The sequence below is a fragment of the Phaeobacter sp. HF9A genome, from assembly GCF_011806385.1.
GTDB lineage: Bacteria > Pseudomonadota > Alphaproteobacteria > Rhodobacterales > Rhodobacteraceae > Epibacterium.
In genome coordinates this window covers 60,636-81,425 of the sequence record NZ_JAATOX010000003.1, presented here as the reverse complement: position 1 = coordinate 81,425, position 20,790 = coordinate 60,636, and the positions used below count along the sequence as shown (strand labels likewise).

Annotated in this window: 17 protein-coding genes and 1 CRISPR repeat array; of the genes, 8 read left to right on the top strand and 9 right to left on the bottom strand. The window is 58.8% G+C overall.

All coding sequences use genetic code 11. The annotated features are described in order from the left end of the window. Positions 1-592: 592 nt before the first annotated feature. The 5 genes from HCZ87_RS00910 to HCZ87_RS21245 form a co-directional block, all read right to left on the bottom strand. On the bottom strand, positions 593-1,975 hold the full coding sequence (locus HCZ87_RS00910; RefSeq protein ID WP_167641882.1) for a TniQ family protein: 1,383 nt from the start codon (positions 1,973-1,975) through the stop codon (positions 593-595). After that, positions 1,972-2,949: a TniB family NTP-binding protein gene (locus HCZ87_RS00905; protein ID WP_167641881.1), complete on the bottom strand. Its 978-nt coding sequence runs from the start codon at positions 2,947-2,949 to the stop codon at positions 1,972-1,974. The genes HCZ87_RS00910 and HCZ87_RS00905 overlap by 4 nt, the downstream gene beginning before the upstream one ends. Beyond that, on the bottom strand, positions 2,946-5,099 hold the full coding sequence (locus HCZ87_RS00900) for a DDE-type integrase/transposase/recombinase (protein WP_167641880.1): 2,154 nt from the start codon (positions 5,097-5,099) through the stop codon (positions 2,946-2,948). The genes HCZ87_RS00905 and HCZ87_RS00900 overlap by 4 nt, the downstream gene beginning before the upstream one ends. After that, positions 5,096-5,773 (bottom strand): hypothetical protein, encoded by a 678-nt coding sequence (locus HCZ87_RS00895; protein WP_167641879.1) that lies wholly within the window; start codon positions 5,771-5,773, stop codon positions 5,096-5,098. The genes HCZ87_RS00900 and HCZ87_RS00895 overlap by 4 nt, the downstream gene beginning before the upstream one ends. Before the next feature lie 225 nt (positions 5,774-5,998). Then, a complete protein-coding gene (locus HCZ87_RS21245; RefSeq protein WP_368484062.1) occupies positions 5,999-6,220 on the bottom strand; it encodes a helix-turn-helix domain-containing protein in 222 nt (73 codons plus the stop codon). Positions 6,221-6,556: 336 nt separating this feature from the next. Between HCZ87_RS21245 and HCZ87_RS00885 the strand changes: the two genes are divergently transcribed. Both HCZ87_RS00885 and HCZ87_RS00880 read left to right on the top strand, forming a co-directional pair. Continuing rightward, entirely contained in the window at positions 6,557-7,111 is a 555-nt protein-coding gene (locus HCZ87_RS00885) for a metallophosphoesterase (protein WP_167641890.1), read from the top strand. 81 nt (positions 7,112-7,192) lie between these two features. Further along, a complete protein-coding gene (locus HCZ87_RS00880; RefSeq protein WP_167641877.1) occupies positions 7,193-8,038 on the top strand; it encodes an aminoglycoside N(3)-acetyltransferase in 846 nt (281 codons plus the stop codon). 314 nt (positions 8,039-8,352) lie between these two features. Here the strand turns inward: HCZ87_RS00880 and HCZ87_RS00875 are convergent, their stop codons facing one another. After that, positions 8,353-9,033, bottom strand: a complete 681-nt coding sequence (locus tag HCZ87_RS00875; RefSeq protein WP_167641876.1) for a type 1 glutamine amidotransferase domain-containing protein — start codon at positions 9,031-9,033, stop codon at positions 8,353-8,355. A gap of 133 nt (positions 9,034-9,166) precedes the next feature. Here HCZ87_RS00875 and HCZ87_RS00870 point away from each other — a divergent pair, with 133 nt between their 5' ends. After that, positions 9,167-10,084, top strand: a complete 918-nt coding sequence (locus tag HCZ87_RS00870; protein ID WP_167641875.1) for a LysR substrate-binding domain-containing protein — start codon at positions 9,167-9,169, stop codon at positions 10,082-10,084. A 1,301-nt stretch (positions 10,085-11,385) separates the two neighbouring features. On the opposite strand, the gene HCZ87_RS00865 is transcribed toward HCZ87_RS00870, so the two are convergent. Beyond that, entirely contained in the window at positions 11,386-11,952 is a 567-nt protein-coding gene (locus tag HCZ87_RS00865) for a Panacea domain-containing protein (RefSeq protein WP_167641874.1), read from the bottom strand. Between the two features lie 325 nt (positions 11,953-12,277). Further along, the gene (locus tag HCZ87_RS00860) at positions 12,278-13,012 is read right to left on the bottom strand and encodes a YafY family protein (protein ID WP_167641873.1); all 735 of its coding nucleotides are present in this window, start codon (positions 13,010-13,012) and stop codon (positions 12,278-12,280) included. 106 nt (positions 13,013-13,118) lie between these two features. On the opposite strand from HCZ87_RS00860, the gene HCZ87_RS00855 reads away from it, so the two are divergent. The 3 genes from HCZ87_RS00855 to HCZ87_RS00845 all read left to right on the top strand — a co-directional run bounded on the left by HCZ87_RS00855 (position 13,119) and on the right by HCZ87_RS00845 (position 16,245). After that, positions 13,119-13,511: a GFA family protein gene (locus HCZ87_RS00855; protein WP_167641872.1), complete on the top strand. Its 393-nt coding sequence runs from the start codon at positions 13,119-13,121 to the stop codon at positions 13,509-13,511. A gap of 501 nt (positions 13,512-14,012) precedes the next feature. Further along, positions 14,013-14,909, top strand: coding sequence for a DMT family transporter (locus tag HCZ87_RS00850; RefSeq protein WP_167641871.1), 897 nt, complete (start codon positions 14,013-14,015; stop codon positions 14,907-14,909). 1,123 nt (positions 14,910-16,032) lie between these two features. Continuing rightward, on the top strand, positions 16,033-16,245 hold the full coding sequence (locus HCZ87_RS00845) for a hypothetical protein (RefSeq protein ID WP_217701924.1): 213 nt from the start codon (positions 16,033-16,035) through the stop codon (positions 16,243-16,245). A gap of 27 nt (positions 16,246-16,272) precedes the next feature. On the opposite strand, the gene HCZ87_RS00840 is transcribed toward HCZ87_RS00845, so the two are convergent. Continuing rightward, on the bottom strand, positions 16,273-16,884 hold the full coding sequence (locus tag HCZ87_RS00840; RefSeq protein WP_167641870.1) for a hypothetical protein: 612 nt from the start codon (positions 16,882-16,884) through the stop codon (positions 16,273-16,275). Positions 16,885-17,382: 498 nt separating this feature from the next. Between HCZ87_RS00840 and cas6 the strand changes: the two genes are divergently transcribed. Beyond that, positions 17,383-18,294: a CRISPR system precrRNA processing endoribonuclease RAMP protein Cas6 gene (cas6, locus tag HCZ87_RS00835; RefSeq protein WP_167641869.1), complete on the top strand. Its 912-nt coding sequence runs from the start codon at positions 17,383-17,385 to the stop codon at positions 18,292-18,294. Positions 18,295-18,303: 9 nt separating this feature from the next. Further along, positions 18,304-18,610: direct repeats of the CRISPR family, unit length 37 nt; unit sequence GTTTCAATCCGCCTTCATGCGGACAGGTGATCCAATC. Positions 18,611-18,810: 200 nt separating this feature from the next. After that, entirely contained in the window at positions 18,811-20,790 is a 1,980-nt protein-coding gene (gene cas1 / locus HCZ87_RS00830) for a CRISPR-associated endonuclease Cas1 (RefSeq protein WP_167641868.1), read from the top strand.

Here is a 20,790-nt window from a genome sequence, read left to right as displayed (position 1 = left end):
CTGGAAGCCACCCTTCGTGTCTAAGCTTGGCGTTATGCCACGTCTTGCGGAGTTGACGTAGACGGGCTGAGCACCCTTCATTCTATAGAGCAAACCCCGCATCACAGATCAGGCCAAGCGATGTCGTCGTGCTTGAGAGATCGCAATCGATTGCCTCGTTCCCGCCGACCCAACGGCACGTCATCGCGCAGAAATACACGCCCCCTAGCCGCTGGCGACAACGGAAGCGGCTTCAACCCGATTGCTTCGAGCTGATCACCGACACTCCGCGTGCCTTCCCCTTTGAATTCGGCAAGGTGCTTGCAGGGGACATATCGGTCCAGGAAACAATCGACGGATTCGTAGGTCACAACCTTGATCGACTTCCGTGAGTGCGGGTGCCGTGCCCGAACTTGCGTCAGGTAGCCCACCTCCACCAAATACCGGACGGCAGCTTCATTGATCCCCAGATAACGTGCTAGCGTGGACCGAAGGTATCCTTCAGGCTTGAGCAGACGCAACGCCTCGGCAACCTCTTGTGGGTCCAGCCGCACAGACAGGTAGCCACTTTCCTCAGATGACTTGGCGACAGTTTTCAGCACCCCCTTCTGGATCAAGCGAACAACGTCAGCCGCGCCTGCGACGGCTTTCCGGCAGGTCGTCTGAATCCCGACCAGGCGCTCCGCACCGCCGTCCCCTTCGCCCAGTTCGACGCGAGGTTTGATGCTGGCGAGGAAAGCATCAAGCTGGCCTTCGTCGTAATAGGGACGCCCGGCGGGCGACCCGGCAATCGGTGACAGGATACCGCCCGCAACGAGAGCATCGAACTGAGCCCTGGGAGATTGACCCTTCTTTGCGCAGCAACCTGGCAAACGGCCCCGGAAAAGCGCTCCACGATCGGCTTCAGCGCCTGCGCGTCGAGGAGTGCGCCCTTGCCGACATCACCACCAGAAGTCAGAAAGCCGTTGGCCTGCAAAAGCTCCAACGTTTGACGATATCCCAGCCCCAGATCACGCCGCAGAGCTTCGACGCTGTAAACGCGCCGAACGGCGCACGGATTGCCAAAGAGCATGTCCCCTTCACCGATGGGGTACGTCTCCGCCATGAAATCCCGCACGATGGCTCTTAAGGGTTCATATTGATCTGCGTGTGACTGCTCCAGCCAGTTGAACAGACAGCCATAGTGCCTGCGGGACAGTGAGACCGGCGATCCAGCGTCACAATGGATGGCCTCGAGCAAATCTCGCAGCCCGCACTCACCTCGCGACAAGATTTCAAAGCCTCGCGCACCGGCCTGGCTCTTGTCGCCTTCCGATAAGAACTTCGGCTTCGCCCCCACCCCGAAGAGGTCTACGATACCCAGGATCTCGGCACCGAGTGCTACTGCACCGAAGCCCAGAACATCTAGCCAGCGGTCCTGGCGTTCACCTGCCATTCTGCGAGCCAGATAGCTTTCCAGACCGGTCGGCGCCTGAGGAACGACCAGTTGTTCCAGTTGCTCGTGCTCAAATCCCAGATCGCGAATGCGGCCTGCAAAGTCATGAGGGCCACGGCTATGCGAATAGCTCTCGTCCTCGTGGAGCCTGCAACCATGCTGCTGGCAGGACCGGATCGAGGGGATGTGCCAAACGCACCTTTGGGCGGCACCACCCACCGATGGCGTCGCAATGTCTTCGGCCACGCATTTCGGGCAAAACCTCAGCCGCCTACGTGTGATCCACCGTTTCTCAACAAGTTGCCCGGCGACCAGGTACTGACCGGCCGAAGTTTTGGCCACGAGCCCTCGCAAGAGTTCGAAGCGGTCGACACCACCAAGCGGAGCAAGGATGGACAGCGCACGCTCCTCGCCATCAGCAAGAGATTGCAGCGCAAAGCCCTGATCAGCACAAAACTCCGATGCGAACGAGAGGCCGTTTGCCCAGGCCAGCCGTGACGCGAAGGAGGCCGGGGTTTCCCCCGGCACCAACGCTACCAAGATCGGTAAACGACGTATCATGCCGCGCCCCTCGTCTTGACCGGCGGCGCCTCGAGGTCCGCGCCGCCCAACAGCTGTCCGGTGTTGATGGCGCGGAAGTTCTCCACGATGAAGGGGTTCAGTGCGTCCACACAGCCTTTCTGCTTGCGATAGGCGGTCGCAAAGTGCGCTTGTTCCACCGAAGCACTGCCCTCAAGCAAAGCGATCTTGATGGCCTCGATGATCAGTCGTGTCGTCAGTCCGAACTCGTACCGGGAAGCATGCAGCAGACGCTGAACTGAGGACGCGGCCTGAACAGACTGCCCCCGCCCCAGCTTCGCTGCCGAGAGATAGGCTTCCAGCACCCCACCAACCTCATGCCCATGCGCGGCGTATGTCATCGGAGCAAAATGCACGGGCTCAAACCGCCGCTTTAGCTGATCATCCCGATTGATCAGGTCCAGGAGCTCGCAGGTCCCACTCAAGATCAGGCTGACAGGCCAGGTGGCGTATTCCAGACAGGATTTCCACACGAGCATAACCTGGTCCAGATCATGCTTCGACTTGGATCTCAGGATGTGCTGGGCCTCATCGAAGTGAAAGAACAAGGTCTTGTGCGCCCGCGCTTGGCGCATCACCTGCTGCCAGATGGAATGCGCGTTGCGCTCGCTCTTACTCTCGTATCCAAAGGCATCGAGAGTATCGACGCCGACCCCTTTGATCGTTGCACCGGTCTCAAGCCGAACGGTCAGTGCTTCTCGCAGGGGCGACCCATACGAAATTTTGGGATGCTGCTCCAAAGCATGCTTGGTGCTGACCGTCTTACCTGCCCCGGCGTTCCCGATAACAACTATGCCGCGTTCCGCGGGCATCCGCCCGACGGCCATGTGCGCCTTACGACGGTAGAGGATGTCATCGATCTGATCTTGGAGGTCACGATAGGCGTCGTGAGCGATGAAGCGGCTTTCAAGGTCAGCCACGATGTGGCTGACCTCTTCACGCGAAATGCGGGTCATTCCGCCTCCTCCATGCGCCACCGCGGGCGTTGGGAGGAAGGGGGGCTGACCATGTCCTCTTCCGATGGAAGAACGGTCAGGGGTGCAGGAGGCGCGTTTTCAGCCTTGGGGATCACGCCGGACAGCAGCCCACGCTTCTTTCTGGAAACCGCAGGAGAGTGTCCGGCAACGACATCCAGACCAAGCCAAAGCTGTTTCCGATTACGCTCGACGTCGGCCCGTGTCGGCGCGAGAGCGGAAATACCGAGCCGATGTGAGGCTGCGCGATCCTCTTCCGAAAAATCGGCGAGTGCCTGATCAATGACATCTTGCGTCAGCTCCGCCTCTGCCTCGAAACGCCGCCGCAGGTTGGTGCAGGCTTCCGTCCAAAGATCCAGAGACAGGCCGTCGAACCCCTTTGCGCGGGTGCGCGCCACGACCCATACACCATCAAGGTGAACCTCAATCAGCCCCAAGTCTTCATGATCTACCCGGATTTCGACTTCGAGATCAGGGTTGGAGAGGAAGTAGTCCTCCACCGCCTGGCAGGTATAGAAGATACCTGCAAATCGAACACCGCGCCCGGAAATGATCCGGGTATACTTCCGGCCGAACGCACCCAGGCGCTCGAACCGGCCCGGTTGCCGAGGTTTTCCGACCGTCGAGCACAGCTCCCGCCAACAATTCAGCGGCGTCTGTCCACCAAGGCCTCCATGGGGCTTGTTGTTGTACACGTCGACAACGAAGCGCACCAAGATCCGTGTCAGCTCGTCGTCGGCAAGCGCCGCATAGTCTTCAGGCTCGAAGTCGCCCTTTTCGACGACGTTCGAATACGTGCGCGCACTCAGACACTGCATCAGGTCCACACCGAAGGTCCGGAAACACCGTTCGACATGCCCCCGCAACTTGGGCACGCCCGCGGGAGGAAACATGACCGTACCACGCAGGTCAGTCACAGCAGCCCGGAAATCGAAGTTCGCAAAGGCGACGCCTTGGTCAGAGGCAACGGTCTCGAACCCAGTCCCCGGCCAATAGGGCAGTTTGCACCCGAAGAGCTTTGCCAACTCAGTCTTGTCGCGCGTGGCAAGGTCCAACGCGACAATCGCGTCTTCAGTGTTGGGGGCAGCACATACCTTTACCGACAGGATCAGCCGCGTTCGGACATCGATCACCACGTAGATCCAGCGTCGCCCCTTCGGCAACGTCTTGATCTGTTCTTCGGTCAGATGCCCGAACACTCCGGCTTCTGCGAAAAATGTGATCAGATCGACCTTCCACTCATCAACCTCCAGCCGCTCTCCGGGACGCAGGACGTTGAGGCCCTCTCCGATGATTGCAAAATGCCTATTGGCCGCCTCCAGCCCCTGGCGCTGGCACATGACGTAATAGGGCTCGAGACGGTTGATCTCCCTGTAGATGGTACTGTCGGACGGCACTTCCAAAGCCGGTAGGCCGCGGTCTACCCGAAAGGCATTGGCCAGCCGAAACGCCCGCTTTGCCTGCCGAATGACACTTTTCTTGGACGGCCGTTTGAAGCTGGCATAACGATCTGCGCACTTCCGCAGCAGTGCCGCGCTCTCCGGGCCGAATTTCACCTTTGTACGACCGGCCAAGTGTCTCTTATCGATAAGCGCCAGAACGGAACGTCCTGCATCCTGGTACTTTCGCACCCACCGCAACAAAGCCGATGAGCTAGGCGGGTCGATATCGCGTCGCGAGCGTTTCTTCCCGCCATACTTGCGTTTCTGGGCAGGCCCTTCGGGTTGAGGGATATGCTTCGCTATTTGCGGGGCCATCTTGAGAATCCAAGCGTCGACGTCCCGCCAATTCCGTCCGACTTCTTCGCGCGCCTCGGCATCCAGGAAAAAATCGCACCATGTTTGGCGGAAAAATACCTTCCCACGTTGCTTACGTGGCAACTGGGTGACGACCTGCTCTCCAAACTTGGTTCGCTGCCGCGCCGCCTCCTCGCTGTGATAGCCGTCCTGTACAACGATATGACCCGTCCTAAGGCCATCGTTGATTTCATCATAAGTCAGCTCATCAAAAGCAATCTTGCCGTCGGCTTCGCGCGTGATGGTGACCCCGAGAGGCCCCTGGTCGACGACCAAGCTGGCTATGCCCCCATGTCGGATTTGCGAGTATGGCTCCAGACGAATGATCTCGTTCATTTCGAGCCTCCTTCGACCAGCATCTCGAGGTCGATGATGCCGTCCTCAAGCGGCCGCAGCACACCAGCATAGATAGCCTTGAAAACCTCAGGCCATGCCCTCCCCCCGATGTCAGCCTGCGCGATCAACTCGCGGATGGTAACCGGTAGCTCAAGCTCGGCTGCCAAGCCAGCAATGATAGACGCGGCTTCCGGATCGTCTTCACGCCTGTACGCCAAGAGGCGGCGCGCATTCAGGGCTTCCCACTGGTCGTAATTTTCCTCAGTGATTAGAACCAAGGTCTCGGCGAATTCTGGCGGCATGGCCGCCGCCACAAAGCTCAGCTGCTCTTCAAGGTTCTGGGCTATGGCGCGTGCCGCAGGTTTCATCTCGGTGGCAGCCTTGGTTCCGTCAGTAAAGGTATAGACCTGGTCGATCACTTTGCGTCTGGATCGACCTTCTGCGTCGACGTACTCGATGGCTGGAGGTTGCTCTACCATGTCAGCGACTGGATAGATGGCGGTGATCGTGACAAAAGCGTCGAACTCACCAAGGCTGTCGAATTTCACTTTCTGGCTCTCACCGCCATAAGGTCGGAAAGCGCCTGTCTCTACATAGGTTCGCGCTTTCGAGCGTTCCGAAAGGTTCCGCGTCGAACGGCTGGCCCGGGGGGCCACGAAGATTTCTTTTTCCATGTTTTTTCAGTGTGCGGGATCGCCCGTGGGTCATACTGACCACAGTGAACCGCTCACGATCCTCTTGTCGAATGATGGAAGACGGCCGAGCACGACCGATCGGGTCAGGTGACCCGGCCGCCAGACTTGACTTTTGAGGGGAATCGAGAGACCTTCAGATTGTCGGGTACCAATCGACATAAAGGCCCTTGAGAGTCCGCTCTCGGGGCTTTTCTCCTTTCTAGATCATCCCTTCTGACCTCCCTTTCTTCTTACACCGGCAGCAGGCCACAGGTCGTCTGCGCGAAACCCAGTGCGCTCGGCGATTGCCGCTTCGATCCGCGGCGATCTCTTCCTACCGGCCAACACGTTCGACACCGCAGGTCGACTGTATCCGATACTCTCAGCAAGCTCCGTGATCGTCGTCCCGGACATCCCGAGATGCAGTTTCACGATCTGCTGGCGCATTTTGTCTGCGTCCATATCTTGCGGCCTTCAGTGGGAACAAACGTTTCTGATCAAGCCGGGCTCGCTTTCCCGACCTGAACCGATTCTAGGAAGGCCCCAGAGCAGCTTGCAAGGGAAATATGGGGGCTTTCCCAACGAAAGTCTCAATTAGTTCTGACACTTAACTTACATTCCCCTCGAAATGTCAGGTGGCGATTTCACATTGGACAGTTGAAAGGAACCGAAGGTTTTCTCAGGCATCAGAAAACCCGTCCAGCGCTCAAAGAGGTCCTCGGCTTTTGTGCAATCACATGCCATTGTCTGAGCCGGATTCAGACGAAAGCGGAGGGCATGCATTTGGCCAACTGGTATTCGGCCGACCTGCACTTCGGCCATCATCGCATCATCGACTTCTGCAAGCGCCCGTTTGCCTCGACAGCCGAGATGAACGCCGCGTTGATCGCAAACTTCCAGGCCTGCGTCCGTTATGACGATGATCTGTGGATTCTGGGGGATTTCGCGTTCGGACGCGCCGACGATACAGCCCAGTTCGAAAGCTGGTTTCACAGCCTCCCTGGGCGCAAGCACCTGATCATCGGCAACCACGATGATGAAGCGGTGATCTCACTGCCTTGGGCAAGCACCGAGTACATGGCTGAGATCCAGGACGGCGACCAGAGCCTCGTCTTGTGCCACTATCCCATGATCATCTGGAACGGCGCCCGTAGAGGTGCCCTGCAACTCTTCGGACACGTTCATGACCAATGGCCCGGCTCCCGAAACAGCGTGAACGTCGGCGTCGATCAGTGGGGCTTCCGTCCCGTGCAGGTTTCCGACATCGCAAAACGTGCCGCAAAATTGCCCGTGAACAAGCACTGGCAAGATGTGGAGCACGGAAACGAACTCACTTGAGGCCGATAAGCCTAATACGCAGCGACCGGCCCTTAGCTGGCGTTCAGGCATCTCGCAGCGAATGGCAGCTCCGAGCCCACTTTGACGGATTTTGCATCCGCAGAAATGGTGATAGTCAGGCGTATGGTTGCCGTATTTCATACTCAGACAAGCCTTCTCAATGATCTTATCTCGCTCGGCGTTCACGCGGGAGACGGGCTTTTTGTGCATGGCTCGATGAGTGCCGTAGGCGCTACCGTGGGCGGTGCCCGAACAATTGTGGAAAGCCTTCTGAACACGGTGGGTGGAACAGGTCTTGTAGGAATGCCCGGATTCTCTTCCGACGCCTACTTTCCTGCTGGAGTTGATCCGTCCCGCTTAACCCAAGACCAGATTGCCGAAATCGAAGACGCGGTTCCCGGTTTCGATGTAGCGAAATCCCCAACGTCTGGCATGGGAGTCATTGCGGAGACGTTCAGAACCTGGCCGGGAACCCAACGCAGCGACCACCCGGCCGTATCGATCTGCCTCAATGGCAAGAAAGCAAATGACTTTCTCAAGGAACACAGCCTCGCGTGGGCAACTGGAGAGAAAACGCCCCTTGGGAAGCTCCGTGATCGCCATGCCATGAAGATCTTGCTGATCGGGGTCGGCTGGAACCGATGCTCAGCCCTTCACACAGCCGAGACCTTTGCACAACACAAGCGGACAAAGACGCGGCGCTTCAAGAACGGTGGCCCCAACGGATCATGGATCGAAACACCCGACGTAGCAGATGATATGAACCGGCTGTTTCCGGCAATTGGTGAGGCGTTCGAAAAGACCGGCGCTGTTTCTTTCGGAAAATTCGGAGGTGCTGAATGCAAAGTATGCGATTTTCGATCTCTTGTCGATTTCGCCTCTGACTGGATCGACTGCGCCAACAAACGAAGCGGTGATCTCAGCTAAAGGATCTGTGCTGCCCAATGGCAGGTTTGTCCCGCCCAGCCGACCTTCAGCCTCCGAAAATGCTGTGCGATGGACGAATGGCCGGTATGGGGAAGCCGCACTGCGGCGATCGGCCAGGGACTGAACGGCAGGTTGGGGCCGCACAGCGAACTCGCGCGTTACCGGTACCGAAGGTTCGGTTTGGTGGGAAAGCCCTGGGTGAAGGACAGCCCCGGCGCGGGGAGGAGGAACGACGCCCGGCGCGCCATGAGGCGCTTCAGTCGGACCATCTGGCGCAGGTGACGCCGCCCGTCGCGGGGCGGCGTCACAGGGCGTTACAGCAGGGCCAGGACCTTCTTCGCGGCATCTTCTGACGATGCGGGGTTCTGCCCGGTGACCAGGCGGCCATCGGCCACGGCGTGAGGCTGCCAGTTGTCGACGCCGTCGAACTTTGCGCCGAGCTCGCGCAGCTTCGTTTCCAGCAGGAAGGGCACGGCCTCCACAAGGCCCACGGCTTCTTCCTCGCTGTTCGTGAAGGCGGTGACCTTGCGGCCCTTCACGATGGAATCGCCGTTCGCATCCACGACCTTCGCAAAGGCCGCCGGGCCGTGGCAGACCGAGGCGACGATCTTGCCGCTGTCCCAGGCCTTGCCGATGACATTTGCCGCAAGCGCGCTTTCGGCTAGGTCGAACATCGCGCCATGGCCCCCCGGGATGTAGAGCGCATCATAGGCGGTGACGTCCTCGTCCTCGAGACGACCGGGGTTGTGCAGAAGCGCCGTCGCCTCGGCATCCGCGCGGAACCTGGTGACCGAGGCCGGGGCATCCTCACCGCTCACGTCGGAATTCGGGTCGATGGGGATGGGCTTGCCGCCCAGCGTCACCAGCGTGACGTCGTGTCCCGCGTCGAGAAAGGCGTAATAGGGGCTCGCCAGCTCTTCGTACCAGACGCCGGTGGGGTTGCCGGTATCGCCCAAGACGTCGGTCGCGGTCGAGAGGATCAGAATACGTGCCATTTTCAGGGTCTCCTTGAGGCGTTCGCAACGTCCCGCGAGGCTCACCCCCGGAACGTCTCCGAACTGATATGGGACTGGACCCGCCAATCGAGAAATTGATGCGTGCGATCCCAGAAATCGATATACCGGACGAATGAGCGCCGACATATCCCTTCTGCGGGTCTTCCACGCCGTGATGGAGGAACGCAATGTCACCGCCGCGGCGCGACGCCTCGGCCAATCGCAAAGCACCGTCAGTGCGGCCCTGGCGCGGTTGCGCCTTGCCCTGGGGGATGAGCTTTTCCTGCGCGCGAGGTACGGCGTCGAGCCGACCGAGAAAGCCCAGCAGATTGCGCCGGACGTCGCGGCCGGACTGTCCCGGCTCGAACAGGCCTTCCGTGCCGCCGAGCCTTTCGATCCGGCCCGAAGCACGCGGCGGTTCAGGCTGTTGCTGGGGCCCTACGCGGAGGTGGTGCTGGCCCCTCCGCTGGCCGCGGCCTTCGCGCGTCACGCCCCCTGGGCGAAGCTTGAGATCGCGCCGATCGGCACGGACCTGGATCCCCGCTCCCTTGCCGGGCAGAGCTTCGATCTTGCCCTGGGACGGTTTTATCCTCCCCCGGAAGAACTTGTGGTCTCGGAGCTGTTTACCGACGGCTTCCGCTGCATCGTTGCCCCCGAAGCCTTGGCAGGCGGCGCCACACTGGACCGACCCCTCTACGAGCGGTTGCCGCATGTGGTCGTGGCACCGCCCGGCAACTGGCGCACTGGCCTGCACAAGCTGACGGCCGACACGGGGCTTCGCCGCAATACCTCGATCATCGTCTCGCATTTCCTGATGGCCGCGCCGACCGTCGCCCGCATCGGAGGCATCGCCACCGTTCCGGCGCGCATCGCCGCCATGGTCTCCGAACCCTACGGCCTCCTGGACATGACGGTCCCGGCGAACCTCGGGACCTTCCCCACACAAATCGCCTGGCATCCGCATAGCCGGAGCGACGCGCCCAACATCTGGCTGCGAGACCTTCTGAACACTCTTGTATCCGCAGAAATGGAAGGGCTTCGAGGCGCATGACGATCCTGTGCTTGTCAATTGTCTGCGGAGGCCGCTAGATCGGGGCAGCACCGAAAGGGACCGCTCCCTGCGGCGTTGTCCGATCTGGTCGTCAGCGTCACTTTACGCTTCCGACGCCTTTCGGCATTCAGGCTTGCCATGGCCGAGGCCCGCTCTCCGCTTTCTTCATTCAGACGACGCATTCGGCCCAGAGCTGCCAGTCAGCACGCGGTACTGCATCTCTTCCCGACAACCCAAAGCAGACCTCCATCGCTACTGCCGCAAGCTTCATCGCGACTAAACGCCGGAAGATTTGAGCGGGAAAACATTGGACGCGAATCGCCTATCGGCTGAAACTCTGTCGAGATGGCGCGCTGTGGGAGCGCAGGGAGGTCTCTAGCCAAATGAAGAGAAACAAGCGATCAATACCAGAAATCCGCGTAAGACTAAGGGAGCTAGCAGAGGAGCATGGCCTTGAGGAGCTTCATGCCCTTGCGGATGAAATGTATAGGCAATCCCCCGTCAGGCGAGCTTCAAACAGAAGTGTTAAGCTCACCCCTTAGCTCGCCGAAAAAATTCGTCGTTATGCTAGAAAACATCCAGGCCTACACCAACGGGACTTGGCTCAAGAATTTAACGTTAATCCTGGTCGGATTTCTGAAGCTCTAAACAATGAGATTTGAATATTGCGGCGACTTAAGGCCGAAAATGTTCGGCCCTTTGCGGACCTTCGAGCTACGCGCAGCTAAGGTCGGGAGACAGCCCAATCACGACATTCATGCAGGGCGCAGCGAAGGCGCTGCTGCGAGCGCAAGCGCTTTCCCGAAAGCCGCCGTTCAGCAGGCGGTGGCAGCCATGGCTGATGCTGCGGTCAGCTCCAGCGGCAGCGAAGCGCAGGAAGCCGACGCCCGAGGGTCCCAATATGAGCCAATTGGACCTAGCAGCCCATGAACCTCTTCACCTTCCTCTTGGTGTGCGGCGAGTTGCATACGCCATTGCGTACGCGAAGGAATGCTTGCGCATTCATGTTATCGCGCACTAAAATCTCACCGGCTGCGATCCCATTTTCCAACTTTTTTGCCCCAATGATTTGCGCTGACCTGTAAAGAACGTACGATTCGTGCCGTAGCCAAGCATGGTCATTTGCTTGGAGGATGCAGGTATCGTCGCAAAGGTCATTGACGTAACTGGAAATGCTTACGATTACCACGTCCCCGTCGTCGTTTGGGTCGCAACATACTATGCTTAAATGCTTTCTATCAGGGTCGTGCGACGGACCCGAAGGCACTAAGAGTGCGGCTTTTTCGTGAACCGGCACCTTTTCAGAGCGCTTTCAAATACGCGGAAGATCTGCGTTGCTCGCGGACAAACGTCTCCTGATCGGCGGCATTCTGGATGCCAAGAGCGTCCATCATGCGGCGCAGCGGTATTGGGGCCGACGACCCGTGTGGATCCTCCCACTCGGGGACGTTGTGGGGATCGTGAGTCCATTCAACTAACTGCCATTGGGTTAAATGCCCAAACTGTTCCCAGACATCATCAAGCACAGCAATTTCAGCGTCCGACAGTTCGTCTAGATCGTCGGGGTCGATTTGAGGGTTCGCCAGCCCTACCCGGTGTCCATTGCGGTCGGTCAGAAATTCGCTCCATCCGTTGGCTTCCTGGGGAGGGACTTCTCCGTTGATGAATCGATAGGTAGTCGAATTCACCGGCCCATGAGGCATTGAGTAGTGCGGTTCATCTTGGATGGTGAAGCCTGACCGTCGCACACTTTCGCGGTCTGCAAGGTACACGAGCTTGATTGCCTTGAGAATATTCAAAGGCTCGCGTTCATTCTTTACTGCAAGATAGGCGATAGTTTGTGCCGCCTTGCGCGGGTCATACGACATGTTGAATCTCAGGGTTTCCTCGTGGTTCACATATAGTGTTCAGCTTGCTTTCGCACAATCTGCTTTAGAAAACGTGATTAGGTAGGGCCGCATATATGCCTCACCCACTTCTTTCTCAAAGAGCGTTGCCCTTGCAATCCATCTTGTCCCAAAGGCAAACTCCGGCGTATTTCGGGGCCATATCCGTCTGCATAGGGCTGGCTGGCGTCCCCTCGCGTCGGTGACCAGGTGTTGAATCGCCGCAACCCTGCCGCCGCGACGCCGCATGTCGGCTTCGAGCCCACCTTGACTGATGCTGCGCAACGCACGAATGTCGGCTTTTGAGTTACTCGGTTTCAAGGCCGCGCTGAAAACCTTGATCCAAAGCCACAAAATTCTCCCGCTCAAGGTCCATCGCACACCGCCATCGGGTCCGCAGCGCCCGTGCATTCTCCGGTATCCGCTGTTCCAATGGCTCCGCCGAAATCATGCGCTCGGTGCGAAAGTAACGAAACCCGCCGCGAAACTCGCACCACGCGGCCAGAATACGGCCCTCATCCCTATAGCCCAGGAGGACAGGCCAAACCACACGGCTGGTATGCGTGCAGTTTCCGTCACGATAGACCAGTGCCAGCTTTCTATGGGCACGGATGGTATTTCGCAGCAGTGCGGCATCCACTGTCTCTGCAGTCGGGCTTACCGGGGCGATGCTGGTTGCAGGTTCCAATACATGCCCGCGCAACCGTTCAGGCACCACCACCTCGATCTTAGCCAACAGGTTGAGCGCAGCTTTTGCCAAGTCTGGCTCCCCCCGGCTGGCAACCCAATGCGCGCCCAAAACAGCGGCATCCAACTCGTCCGAGGTCAGCATCAACGGCGGCATGTCAAAGCCTCTTTCAAGAACATATCCGATACCAGCCTCACCACGGATCGGGACATCTTGCGCCGTCAAGGCCGCGATATCGCGATATACCGAGCGCTTCGACGACCCTAGTTCCTGCGCGATCTTTTCAGCAGAGACAGGGCCACTCACGCGCCGCAGCAGTTGAACAATCTCAAACAGGCGCTCTGCCTTGCGCATGATCACACCCCTTCGCCTTATGCTGCCACTATGCTGTCAGCATGCCATATTTATCGCGCTCAGAAAACATGACAGGACGGTGCTTTAAACAGAAAGTGAGACCACCATGATTAAAGGAAGTTGCTGCTGCCAAGCCGTTCAATTTGAGCTGGCAAACCCACCTTCATTTGTCGGAACTTGCCACTGCTCGCGGTGCCGAAAAGTTGGCGCAAGTGCGATTGCATTTGTCAAAGGCGAAGACGTGAAATGGATATCAGGCAAAGACTGCGTGCAGGTGTTCGAGCCGGTTGCGCCCTACATCTACCCGCGCTGCTTCTGCAAAATCTGTGGCACGTCCTTGGGTGAGATTTTATCGGCTGAAGACAGTTTTCCAATTGCCGCGAACACTCTGGATGGCGATCTGGACCTTGTGAATCAATTACACGAATTCGTTGGCGAAAAACCCTCATGGTATGAAATCTGCGATGATGCACCCCAGAATGTCGGGCATCCTGAGTAAGTATTTGCGGACACTCAAACCATTGTGATGAATGGCTGCTCTGTCCCGCGTCTCTACCGTTCGACCCTGAGTGTAGGCTGCACCTGCGGCGAAGGGCGGCTTTTGCGTTTGCGTGTGCGGCGTTCAGCCTAAGCCGTGCCGCCAGATCCCGCGACTTTGCAAAGTACGCTCTCTGCGCTTCGCTGCCCCTGGAGCTGACCGCAGCATCAGCCAGGGCCGCCACCGCCTGCTGAACGGCGGCTTTTGGGAAAAGCTCTCGCGCTCGCAGCAGCGCCTTCGCTGCACCCTGCATGAATGTCGTGATTGGGCTGGTTGGCGTCATCTGGCGGCTTGGATCCGGTGCGGGTTCGCCGCCACCCGGCTGCCGCAGCGCCGCAAGGCGGCTCTGAGCCCACACCTACCATCTCGGAGTGGTATCCTCAGCGAGCGAGAATTTCCTTGACCTCAAGTTAGGTTGAGATTCCAGACTGGTCATGAACCCTCAGCTTAGGACCCGCTCTTTTGACATATTTCTGGATATTTGCAGCTATCGGAACGGCCACCTGCTTCGCGATTTCGAGCCTTCTTGCCTACGATGCAGCCAAGACTTTGGGCGCGGTAGTATTCAGTTTCGTGCGAATGTCGATTGTAGCTGTCGGTTTTGGCGTTCTGGTTCTTATCGCGGGTTTCGATCCGTCGCTCGACTTGTCAGATATTTCGCTACTGGTTGTATCGGGAATTCTGGGTGTCTTTCTCGCGGACACACTGCGCTACTCGTCGTTAGCGCGCATCGGACCTGCTCTTCAATCGCTGTTGAACACGACCACTGCGCCTTTTGCGTTGGTTCTTGGATTTTTTGTTTTGGGGCAGGTCGTGAGCGGACTTTCTCTGCTCGGCACTGCCATCGTTTTCGGGGGCCTCGTCTTGGCTATTTTTTCGCGTAACTTCGGTGCATTAACCCGTTTCTCGGGTGAAAGCAGCAACGTGACCGGCGGCATCCTTTTTGGTTTGGCGTCTGCACTATCACAGGCGGGAAGCGTGCTTGTCGCTGCGCCCGTCATGCTCGACGGGGCTGATCTGGCTTCGGCGACATTCGTTCGGTCGCTGGCCGGATCGCTCAGTTTGTTGCTACCTGTGGTCCTGTCCTCGGAAAGGAAAGCGCAGATTAGGTCGATGCCGAAACCGGTCGCACATCAAGTGTTTTTGAGTGCAGCAATTGGCACCGGGCTTGGAATGACTTTGCAGCTCTACGCATTAAGCGATGGTCCAGTTGGAGTCGTCTCCACACTCACCGCAACAACTCCTCTGATCATTCTGCCCCTGATCTGGGTTTTGGGCAAAGCCCGTCCTCCAGGATTGGCTTGGATCGGCGCGATCTGTGCAGTTGTAGGGGTGGCGCTGATCGTCAATGCAGGATGAACTTGCTCGGTGGTCCGGAAGATTAACGACGGCTTTGTCCCGCTCATCGGACCATAGATGTTGCCTTACAGCTGCAAGTGCAGCGAACGGTGGCTTCTTCTAGTGCTCGTGCAGCGTGGGACCGCGACCCAGCTGGCAGGAACTAAGACTTTGCAAATGTCGCTATCTGCGCACTGCTGCCGTTCGTCCAGAGCGCAGCGAAAGTCGGCTCTCCGCCCATTCCGTTGAAAAACTCTTTGCTGCATTTGCAAATTTCGGAAATATGGGAAGCGATTCCTCGACGAGCTGATTGCACCCCGTGATGCTGCTAGAATTTGAATAATTCGGAATATTGTTCTACCAAATTTGACCTCAAAGCGCTGCATGAGAGTTTTTCAACACAATCCGCCCCTCGCGTCGATACTCTCCGGCCTCTCAAGTCGAGCCCTTTCGCCGTTCGCCACTCCCCACCACATACGCAAACGGCCTCGGATTGCTCCGAGGCCGTTTTTTTCATCTTCTCAGCCAAAATGACCTTTTGAGACGTTTAGGTCATGTCGTGTGACACACCACAAACAACAATCCCTGTGGACCCACCCATAATTTTGCCATTGCGCCAACTTCAACTCATTGTTTTTAAGGAAAATTAATTTCATCGAAGAGAAGTATACCGCCATTCCAGCACCCAAAGAAGTACCATCAAGCGTTTTCGGCCATTCCGCCCCACACCCGCTGACAATGTGCTTGACGTAGTTGGCAGCCCAACCGGTCGACCCTGGTCGGCGCAGCGGGACGGGCAGCGGGAGCACGAAGGGCGGATACTGTTGAAAAAGTCGGTGTGTTTTGTGGGATTTTCACGCTGCTGAAGACATAGCAGCCGTCTGATCCCGGCTTTCGCCAGTTGGTTTGCCGGAGACCGGCTATTTTGACCTTTCAGGTCATGCGCTGACCTCCTTTTGGACGCACTGCGTGCGGAGCTTGGCGAGTTTCCGAAGGTTCTGGGCGATGGCGGCGAGAAGGAATTCGTCCTTTGCGCCGTTCGGTCCTCGAAGCCTGAATCCCGCATCGCCCTGTGTCGAAGCGGGTGCTGAGCCTGTGTAGGGCATCCACCTTTAGGCAGGCACTTGGGCAGCTCTGCACCTCCATGGATATGAAACGCCAATCCGTGATCCAGCATCTCGGCCTTCTTGAGCAGGCCAATCTGATCAGCACCCACCGTCGAGGGCGCGAGAAACTGCATTTCATCAACCCGGTCCCGCTCTACGAGGTTTACGCGCGCTGGATCCGGAAATTCGAGGAAGGCCGTCTGGGCCTTCTCCACGACCTCAAACAGGAACTTGAAAGGAACGAAAAATGACCGATAAATCCGCCAGCTTCATCTATGTCACCTATAGAGGGTGCTCTCAGAATGGGTCAGACCACCCCGGACCGCCGCGTCCGGGCTAAAGCCCCCACGTAAGCAATCCGCATCCTCGGCTTCCCGCCCGGTGTTCACGACCTGCCAGTAGACCTTGAAACGCCCGGTCACCGTCGTGTCCGCCTCGAAGCGCAGGCTGCAATTTCTGGGAAGCGGCGCGCCGTTGCTCACGAAGCTCTGCGGCCTGAATCCCTGCTGCGTAAAGGTCGCGGCGCTAATATTCACGCGACCTTCCGCAGCCTGCGGCCACCGCGGCTTTCGCATATAGGCGGGCGTAAGGAGAAGATTGGCCGCACGGACCAGCCGCGCAGTAGCACCCGGCTTTTTGGCCGGATTGCGACGCCCCAGTGCTCGTTCGACCAGACCCTGCCCCATGCGTTCGCTGAGGACGGCACCGACACCGTCTGCGGTGAGCGCCTGATGTGCCGATGCGGAATCACCGCGGGCCTGCTGAAGCCACTCATAGAATGCATCCCGGCGTTCAGAGTGCTCTTCCCACTTGTCAGCAAAGTTCTCTTCGGGGTCGGCTGGGTTTTCGACCCAGTCCACGCCATTGCGACGGGTGATATACCGGTCCATCCCGTGAAGGATCGAGAACAGCGCATCGGAGAGGGTCCGGTTTTCCCTTGCCCTTCGGCCGACCCTGCGGAGCTGCTCGTGCCCTGCCGGTGCGTCGGATCGCAAGTCCCCAACGCGCGCCCGTCGCAGGCGAAAGCTGCAACCGCAACGCCGCCGCGCGACCGCTCAACCCTTCTTCAACCAATCTCTGAAACCGCTCCCGCAGCGCTTCTGGCAATGGTGCTGACATGATCCATCCTCCCAAACAGGATGAATCACAAAATCAGCCCCGCAGGAAGCCCAGCGCTTCAGGTCTTCGGCAGGACGCTTTAATATCTCACTTGCGAACGGCAGCTGGTACATACATATGCTCAAAGCAAATACCCCGTAAGCTCTTGCCATAAACGCGGCCCCATCGGGATGGGCACGTTATCTCTGAAAAACGCTGGCGACGGACGCTTGTGCTCTGGTGCATCTCTCGTCATTCTTTGCAGAATGACGACGACAACGCTCACAGGATTGGCCGCAGCGCTGGCTGATGCAGAGGTCCAGCGTGACCCACACCGGCTGCTGTCAGCCTGGGTGGATCAAACGCTGACATTACGCCTTCCCGGTGCAGGGCACACGTATCTCAGGATCGGGTCTCATCTTCGACGATCATTCCTAGGCGCCCTGGGTCCCGGGGCCTCGCCGGAAGCGCAAGCTGGTGCCGCCTGTCCATGGGATCCCCCCTGCGCACTGGATGTCTTTCGCCGCGAGCAATTGCGCGGTGCGCGCGGTGATGGGTTGCCCAAACCCTATGTGATCTCGACTTGGCCCGACGGTGATGACTTGATGGTCAGCTTGCGCATTTTTGGCATGGCCATCGACTGGGCCCTGGTCGCGTTCGAGGCTCTGGTTACGGGGATCCGCACGATATTGCCCTGGAGCAAAATTGCGCGCGCCCTGGAAGGGCCGCCGCAAATTGTCCAGCGAGAGATATCCACATATTCCGGTGCCGCGTCTGGATTTTCTACCGTGACCCATCATCCGGTCACGCTGGCCCGGCTGGAGTTTTTATCGCCGATGGATGCGACAGGGACAAATGTCATCGAACAGCCCCACAGCATATTGGCGCGAGCGCTGCGGCGGGTGGATGGGCTGAGCCGGTGGTGCGGTGTTGTGCTTGATCCAGAGGTCGGCGCCCGCCTGGCGCAGCAAACGCGCGCGCTGCGCTTTGACATGACAAATGTTCGCCTCGGGCAATACAGCAGCGCCAACCGCCATGCACAGCAGCGCAGAGATAAGACCATCAAGGGACAGATCCTGTTTGGCGGAGAACTCGCGGAGCTGTGGCCGCTCCTGTTGCTGGCGGAACGCGGCCACATCGGGCGCCACGCGGTAGAGGGGCTGGGCCGCATCCGGCTTTCGCCCGGCGCGCTCCCGCACTAACAGCCCAATCCACCATCATGCCATCATGCGGACAGGTGATCCAATCCGCCCTCACCGCCTACCAACAAGCAAAGGGTTTCAATCCGCCTTCATGCGGACAGGTGATCCAATCTCCGTCCAGGGCGAAAGTATCGTCCGGCGGTAGTTTCAATCCGCCTTCATGCGGACAGGTGATCCAATCGTCTCTCAGGTGAATATCTGAGAAGGAAGAAGTTTCAATCCGCCTTCATGCGGACAGGTGATCCAATCACCAGGTAATCCGCTGGGCAAAAAGCCCACGTTTCAATCCGCCTTCATGCGGACAGGTGATCCAATCTTAGGTGTTGCATCAGCAGGAAATCAATAAAAAAATCCCTCCCTCTCCCGGAGCAAAGTGCTTTTTCAGTGCTACAAGCCAACACTCGCACCTCTTCATTGAAAGATATTTCTATTTTTGATATGGATATCATGACGTTGTAATATTTCTGAACCTAATTCAGTTTTTCCACGCCCCAAAACCCAGGATTGGAGCCGCTTATGACGGTAGCGCGCCTTTCGGACCTTTGGCAAAGACTTCTGTCGCTGCCGCAGCTTGATCGCGCCTGGGAGAAGGTTCGCAGCAACAGCGGCGCGGCGGGCGGCGATGGGATGTCGCTGGTGCAGTTTCAGTCTGGAGCAGGTCGTCGCCTGACCCAATTGTCCGCCGACCTGGGTGATGGCAGCTGGCGTCCGCTGCCCTATCGCACGGTTGACATCCCCAAGACGAAGGGCGGCCATCGCCGCCTGCGCATTCCCAGCGTGTCCGACCGGGTGGTCCACACGGCGCTCTCTCAGGTGCTGTCACCGGTGCTCGACCCTCAGTTCGAGGCAGGCAGCTTTGCCTATCGCCCCGGACGTTCGGTAAAACAGGCCGTTGCGGCCGTGGCAGACCTGCGGGACGCGGGATATTGGCATGTGATCGAGGCGGATATCGTAGGCTTCTTTGACGCCGTTCGGCACGAAACCCTGCTGAAAAAACTCGAAGCCGCGCTTGAGAGAGAGCCCGGCGCGGAGCCGATCATTGATCTGATCGCCCTGATCCTGGAACATCAAGGCCAGGAAAGTGGCATCATGGGGCGAGGACTGGCGCAGGGGTCCGCCCTGTCACCGCTATTGGCCAATCTGTATCTCGACGAGCTCGACGAAGAAATCCACGGTCGCGGTGTCCGCATAATTCGCTTCGCCGATGATTTTGTCGTGCTCTGCAAAAAACGCGCGAGCGCCGAGGCCGCGCTCGAAGAGGTAGAGGCGCTCCTGGCCGAACTGGGCCTTGATCTGCATGCGGATGGCACACGGGTTCGGGATTTCGACCGTGGCTTTGCATTTCTAGGCCAGCTTTTTGTGCGCTCCTTCACCCTGCCGCAGGTCAACGACCCCGAAGAGGATTTGGTCGGGCTGCTGCGACAGGTCGCGGAGCAGGATTTGCAGACTGCCGAACAGGTGGCAAAGGACGGGCGCGCAGGATACGACCGAGGGGCCCGGGTCTTGTATCTGACCGAGCGCGGGCGGCGTCTGTCTCTGCGCAACCTCTCCTTTTCGGTCGAAAACGGTGATGGCAAGGAGCTGGCCGCGATCGCCCACACGCGGGTCGACCGGATCGAGCTTGGCCCCGGCACAGATGCAGACAGTGCCGCCATCGAGCATGCCTTGGCGACCGATACGGATCTCGCCTTTGTGAACGCGCAGGGCGAGACATTGGGGATACTGACGGCCTCACCCGGAGATGCGGCGGAATTGCAGCTCGCGCAGGCTGCGGTAACCCTGGACGCCGCCGCATCAGCCAATGTTGCGCGCGCATTGGTCGATGCACGCATTCGCAACCAGCGCACGCAGCTCTTTCGCCTCAACCGGACCCGCGAAGATGCAGAGGTCACTGCCACGCTGGCACGCATGCAACGCCACCTGCGCAAACTGCCGCATCTGCATGACGTCGCGGCGATCCGTGGCATTGAAGGCGTCTGCGCGGCCGAATATTGGCCCGCCCTCGGGCGGCTCACCGAAGGTGCGACCACACCTTTTCGACGCCAGAGGCCGGCGCAGGATCCGCTGAACTCCGCGATTAACTACCTCTCGGCAATCCTGGAGCGGGACATCCGCGCTGCGGTCCTTGCGGCCGGGCTGCACCCCGGCTTTGGCATTCTGCACCGCCCCCGCGACCGGTCCGAAGGCTGCGTCTATGACCTGATGGAGCCATTCCGCGCCCCATTGACCGAAGGACAAGCGGCGTTTCTCTTCAACGCCCGCAGATTGCGCCCCGAGATGTTCACCCCGACAGAGACCGGCATGCGCATAACCAGCGCTGGCAGGCGCGCGCTGATCGCGGGCTATGAGGCCGCCGTCGCCCGTCAGGTCACTGCGCCGGGGCGCAAGATCAAACTGGCCTGGCGCCCGATGATGAAGCGGCAGGCGCAGGACTTCGCCAAGGCCCTGCGCGCCGGCGAGCCGAACCGTTTTGCCCCCTACCTGATGGAGGCCTGA

Excerpts from the sequence above, each read along its gene's own strand:
- HCZ87_RS21245 (WP_368484062.1), bottom strand. The coding sequence starts at position 6,220 with ATGCGCCAGCAGATCGTGAAACTGCATCTCGGGATGTCCGGGACGACG.
- HCZ87_RS00860 (WP_167641873.1), bottom strand. The coding sequence starts at position 13,012 with ATGCGCAAGGCAGAGCGCCTGTTTGAGATTGTTCAACTGCTGCGGCGC.
- HCZ87_RS00905 (WP_167641881.1), bottom strand. The coding sequence starts at position 2,949 with ATGACCCGCATTTCGCGTGAAGAGGTCAGCCACATCGTGGCTGACCTT.
- HCZ87_RS00840 (WP_167641870.1), bottom strand. The coding sequence starts at position 16,884 with ATGGACCGGTATATCACCCGTCGCAATGGCGTGGACTGGGTCGAAAAC.
- HCZ87_RS00875 (WP_167641876.1), bottom strand. The coding sequence starts at position 9,033 with ATGGCACGTATTCTGATCCTCTCGACCGCGACCGACGTCTTGGGCGAT.
- HCZ87_RS00895 (WP_167641879.1), bottom strand. The coding sequence starts at position 5,773 with ATGGAAAAAGAAATCTTCGTGGCCCCCCGGGCCAGCCGTTCGACGCGG.
- HCZ87_RS00855 (WP_167641872.1), top strand. The coding sequence starts at position 13,119 with ATGATTAAAGGAAGTTGCTGCTGCCAAGCCGTTCAATTTGAGCTGGCA.
- HCZ87_RS00870 (WP_167641875.1), top strand. The coding sequence starts at position 9,167 with ATGAGCGCCGACATATCCCTTCTGCGGGTCTTCCACGCCGTGATGGAG.
- HCZ87_RS00865 (WP_167641874.1), bottom strand. The coding sequence starts at position 11,952 with ATGTCGTATGACCCGCGCAAGGCGGCACAAACTATCGCCTATCTTGCA.
- HCZ87_RS00910 (WP_167641882.1), bottom strand. The coding sequence starts at position 1,975 with ATGATACGTCGTTTACCGATCTTGGTAGCGTTGGTGCCGGGGGAAACC.
- HCZ87_RS00845 (WP_217701924.1), top strand. The coding sequence starts at position 16,033 with ATGGATATGAAACGCCAATCCGTGATCCAGCATCTCGGCCTTCTTGAG.
- cas1 (WP_167641868.1), top strand. The coding sequence starts at position 18,811 with ATGACGGTAGCGCGCCTTTCGGACCTTTGGCAAAGACTTCTGTCGCTG.
- HCZ87_RS00900 (WP_167641880.1), bottom strand. The coding sequence starts at position 5,099 with ATGAACGAGATCATTCGTCTGGAGCCATACTCGCAAATCCGACATGGG.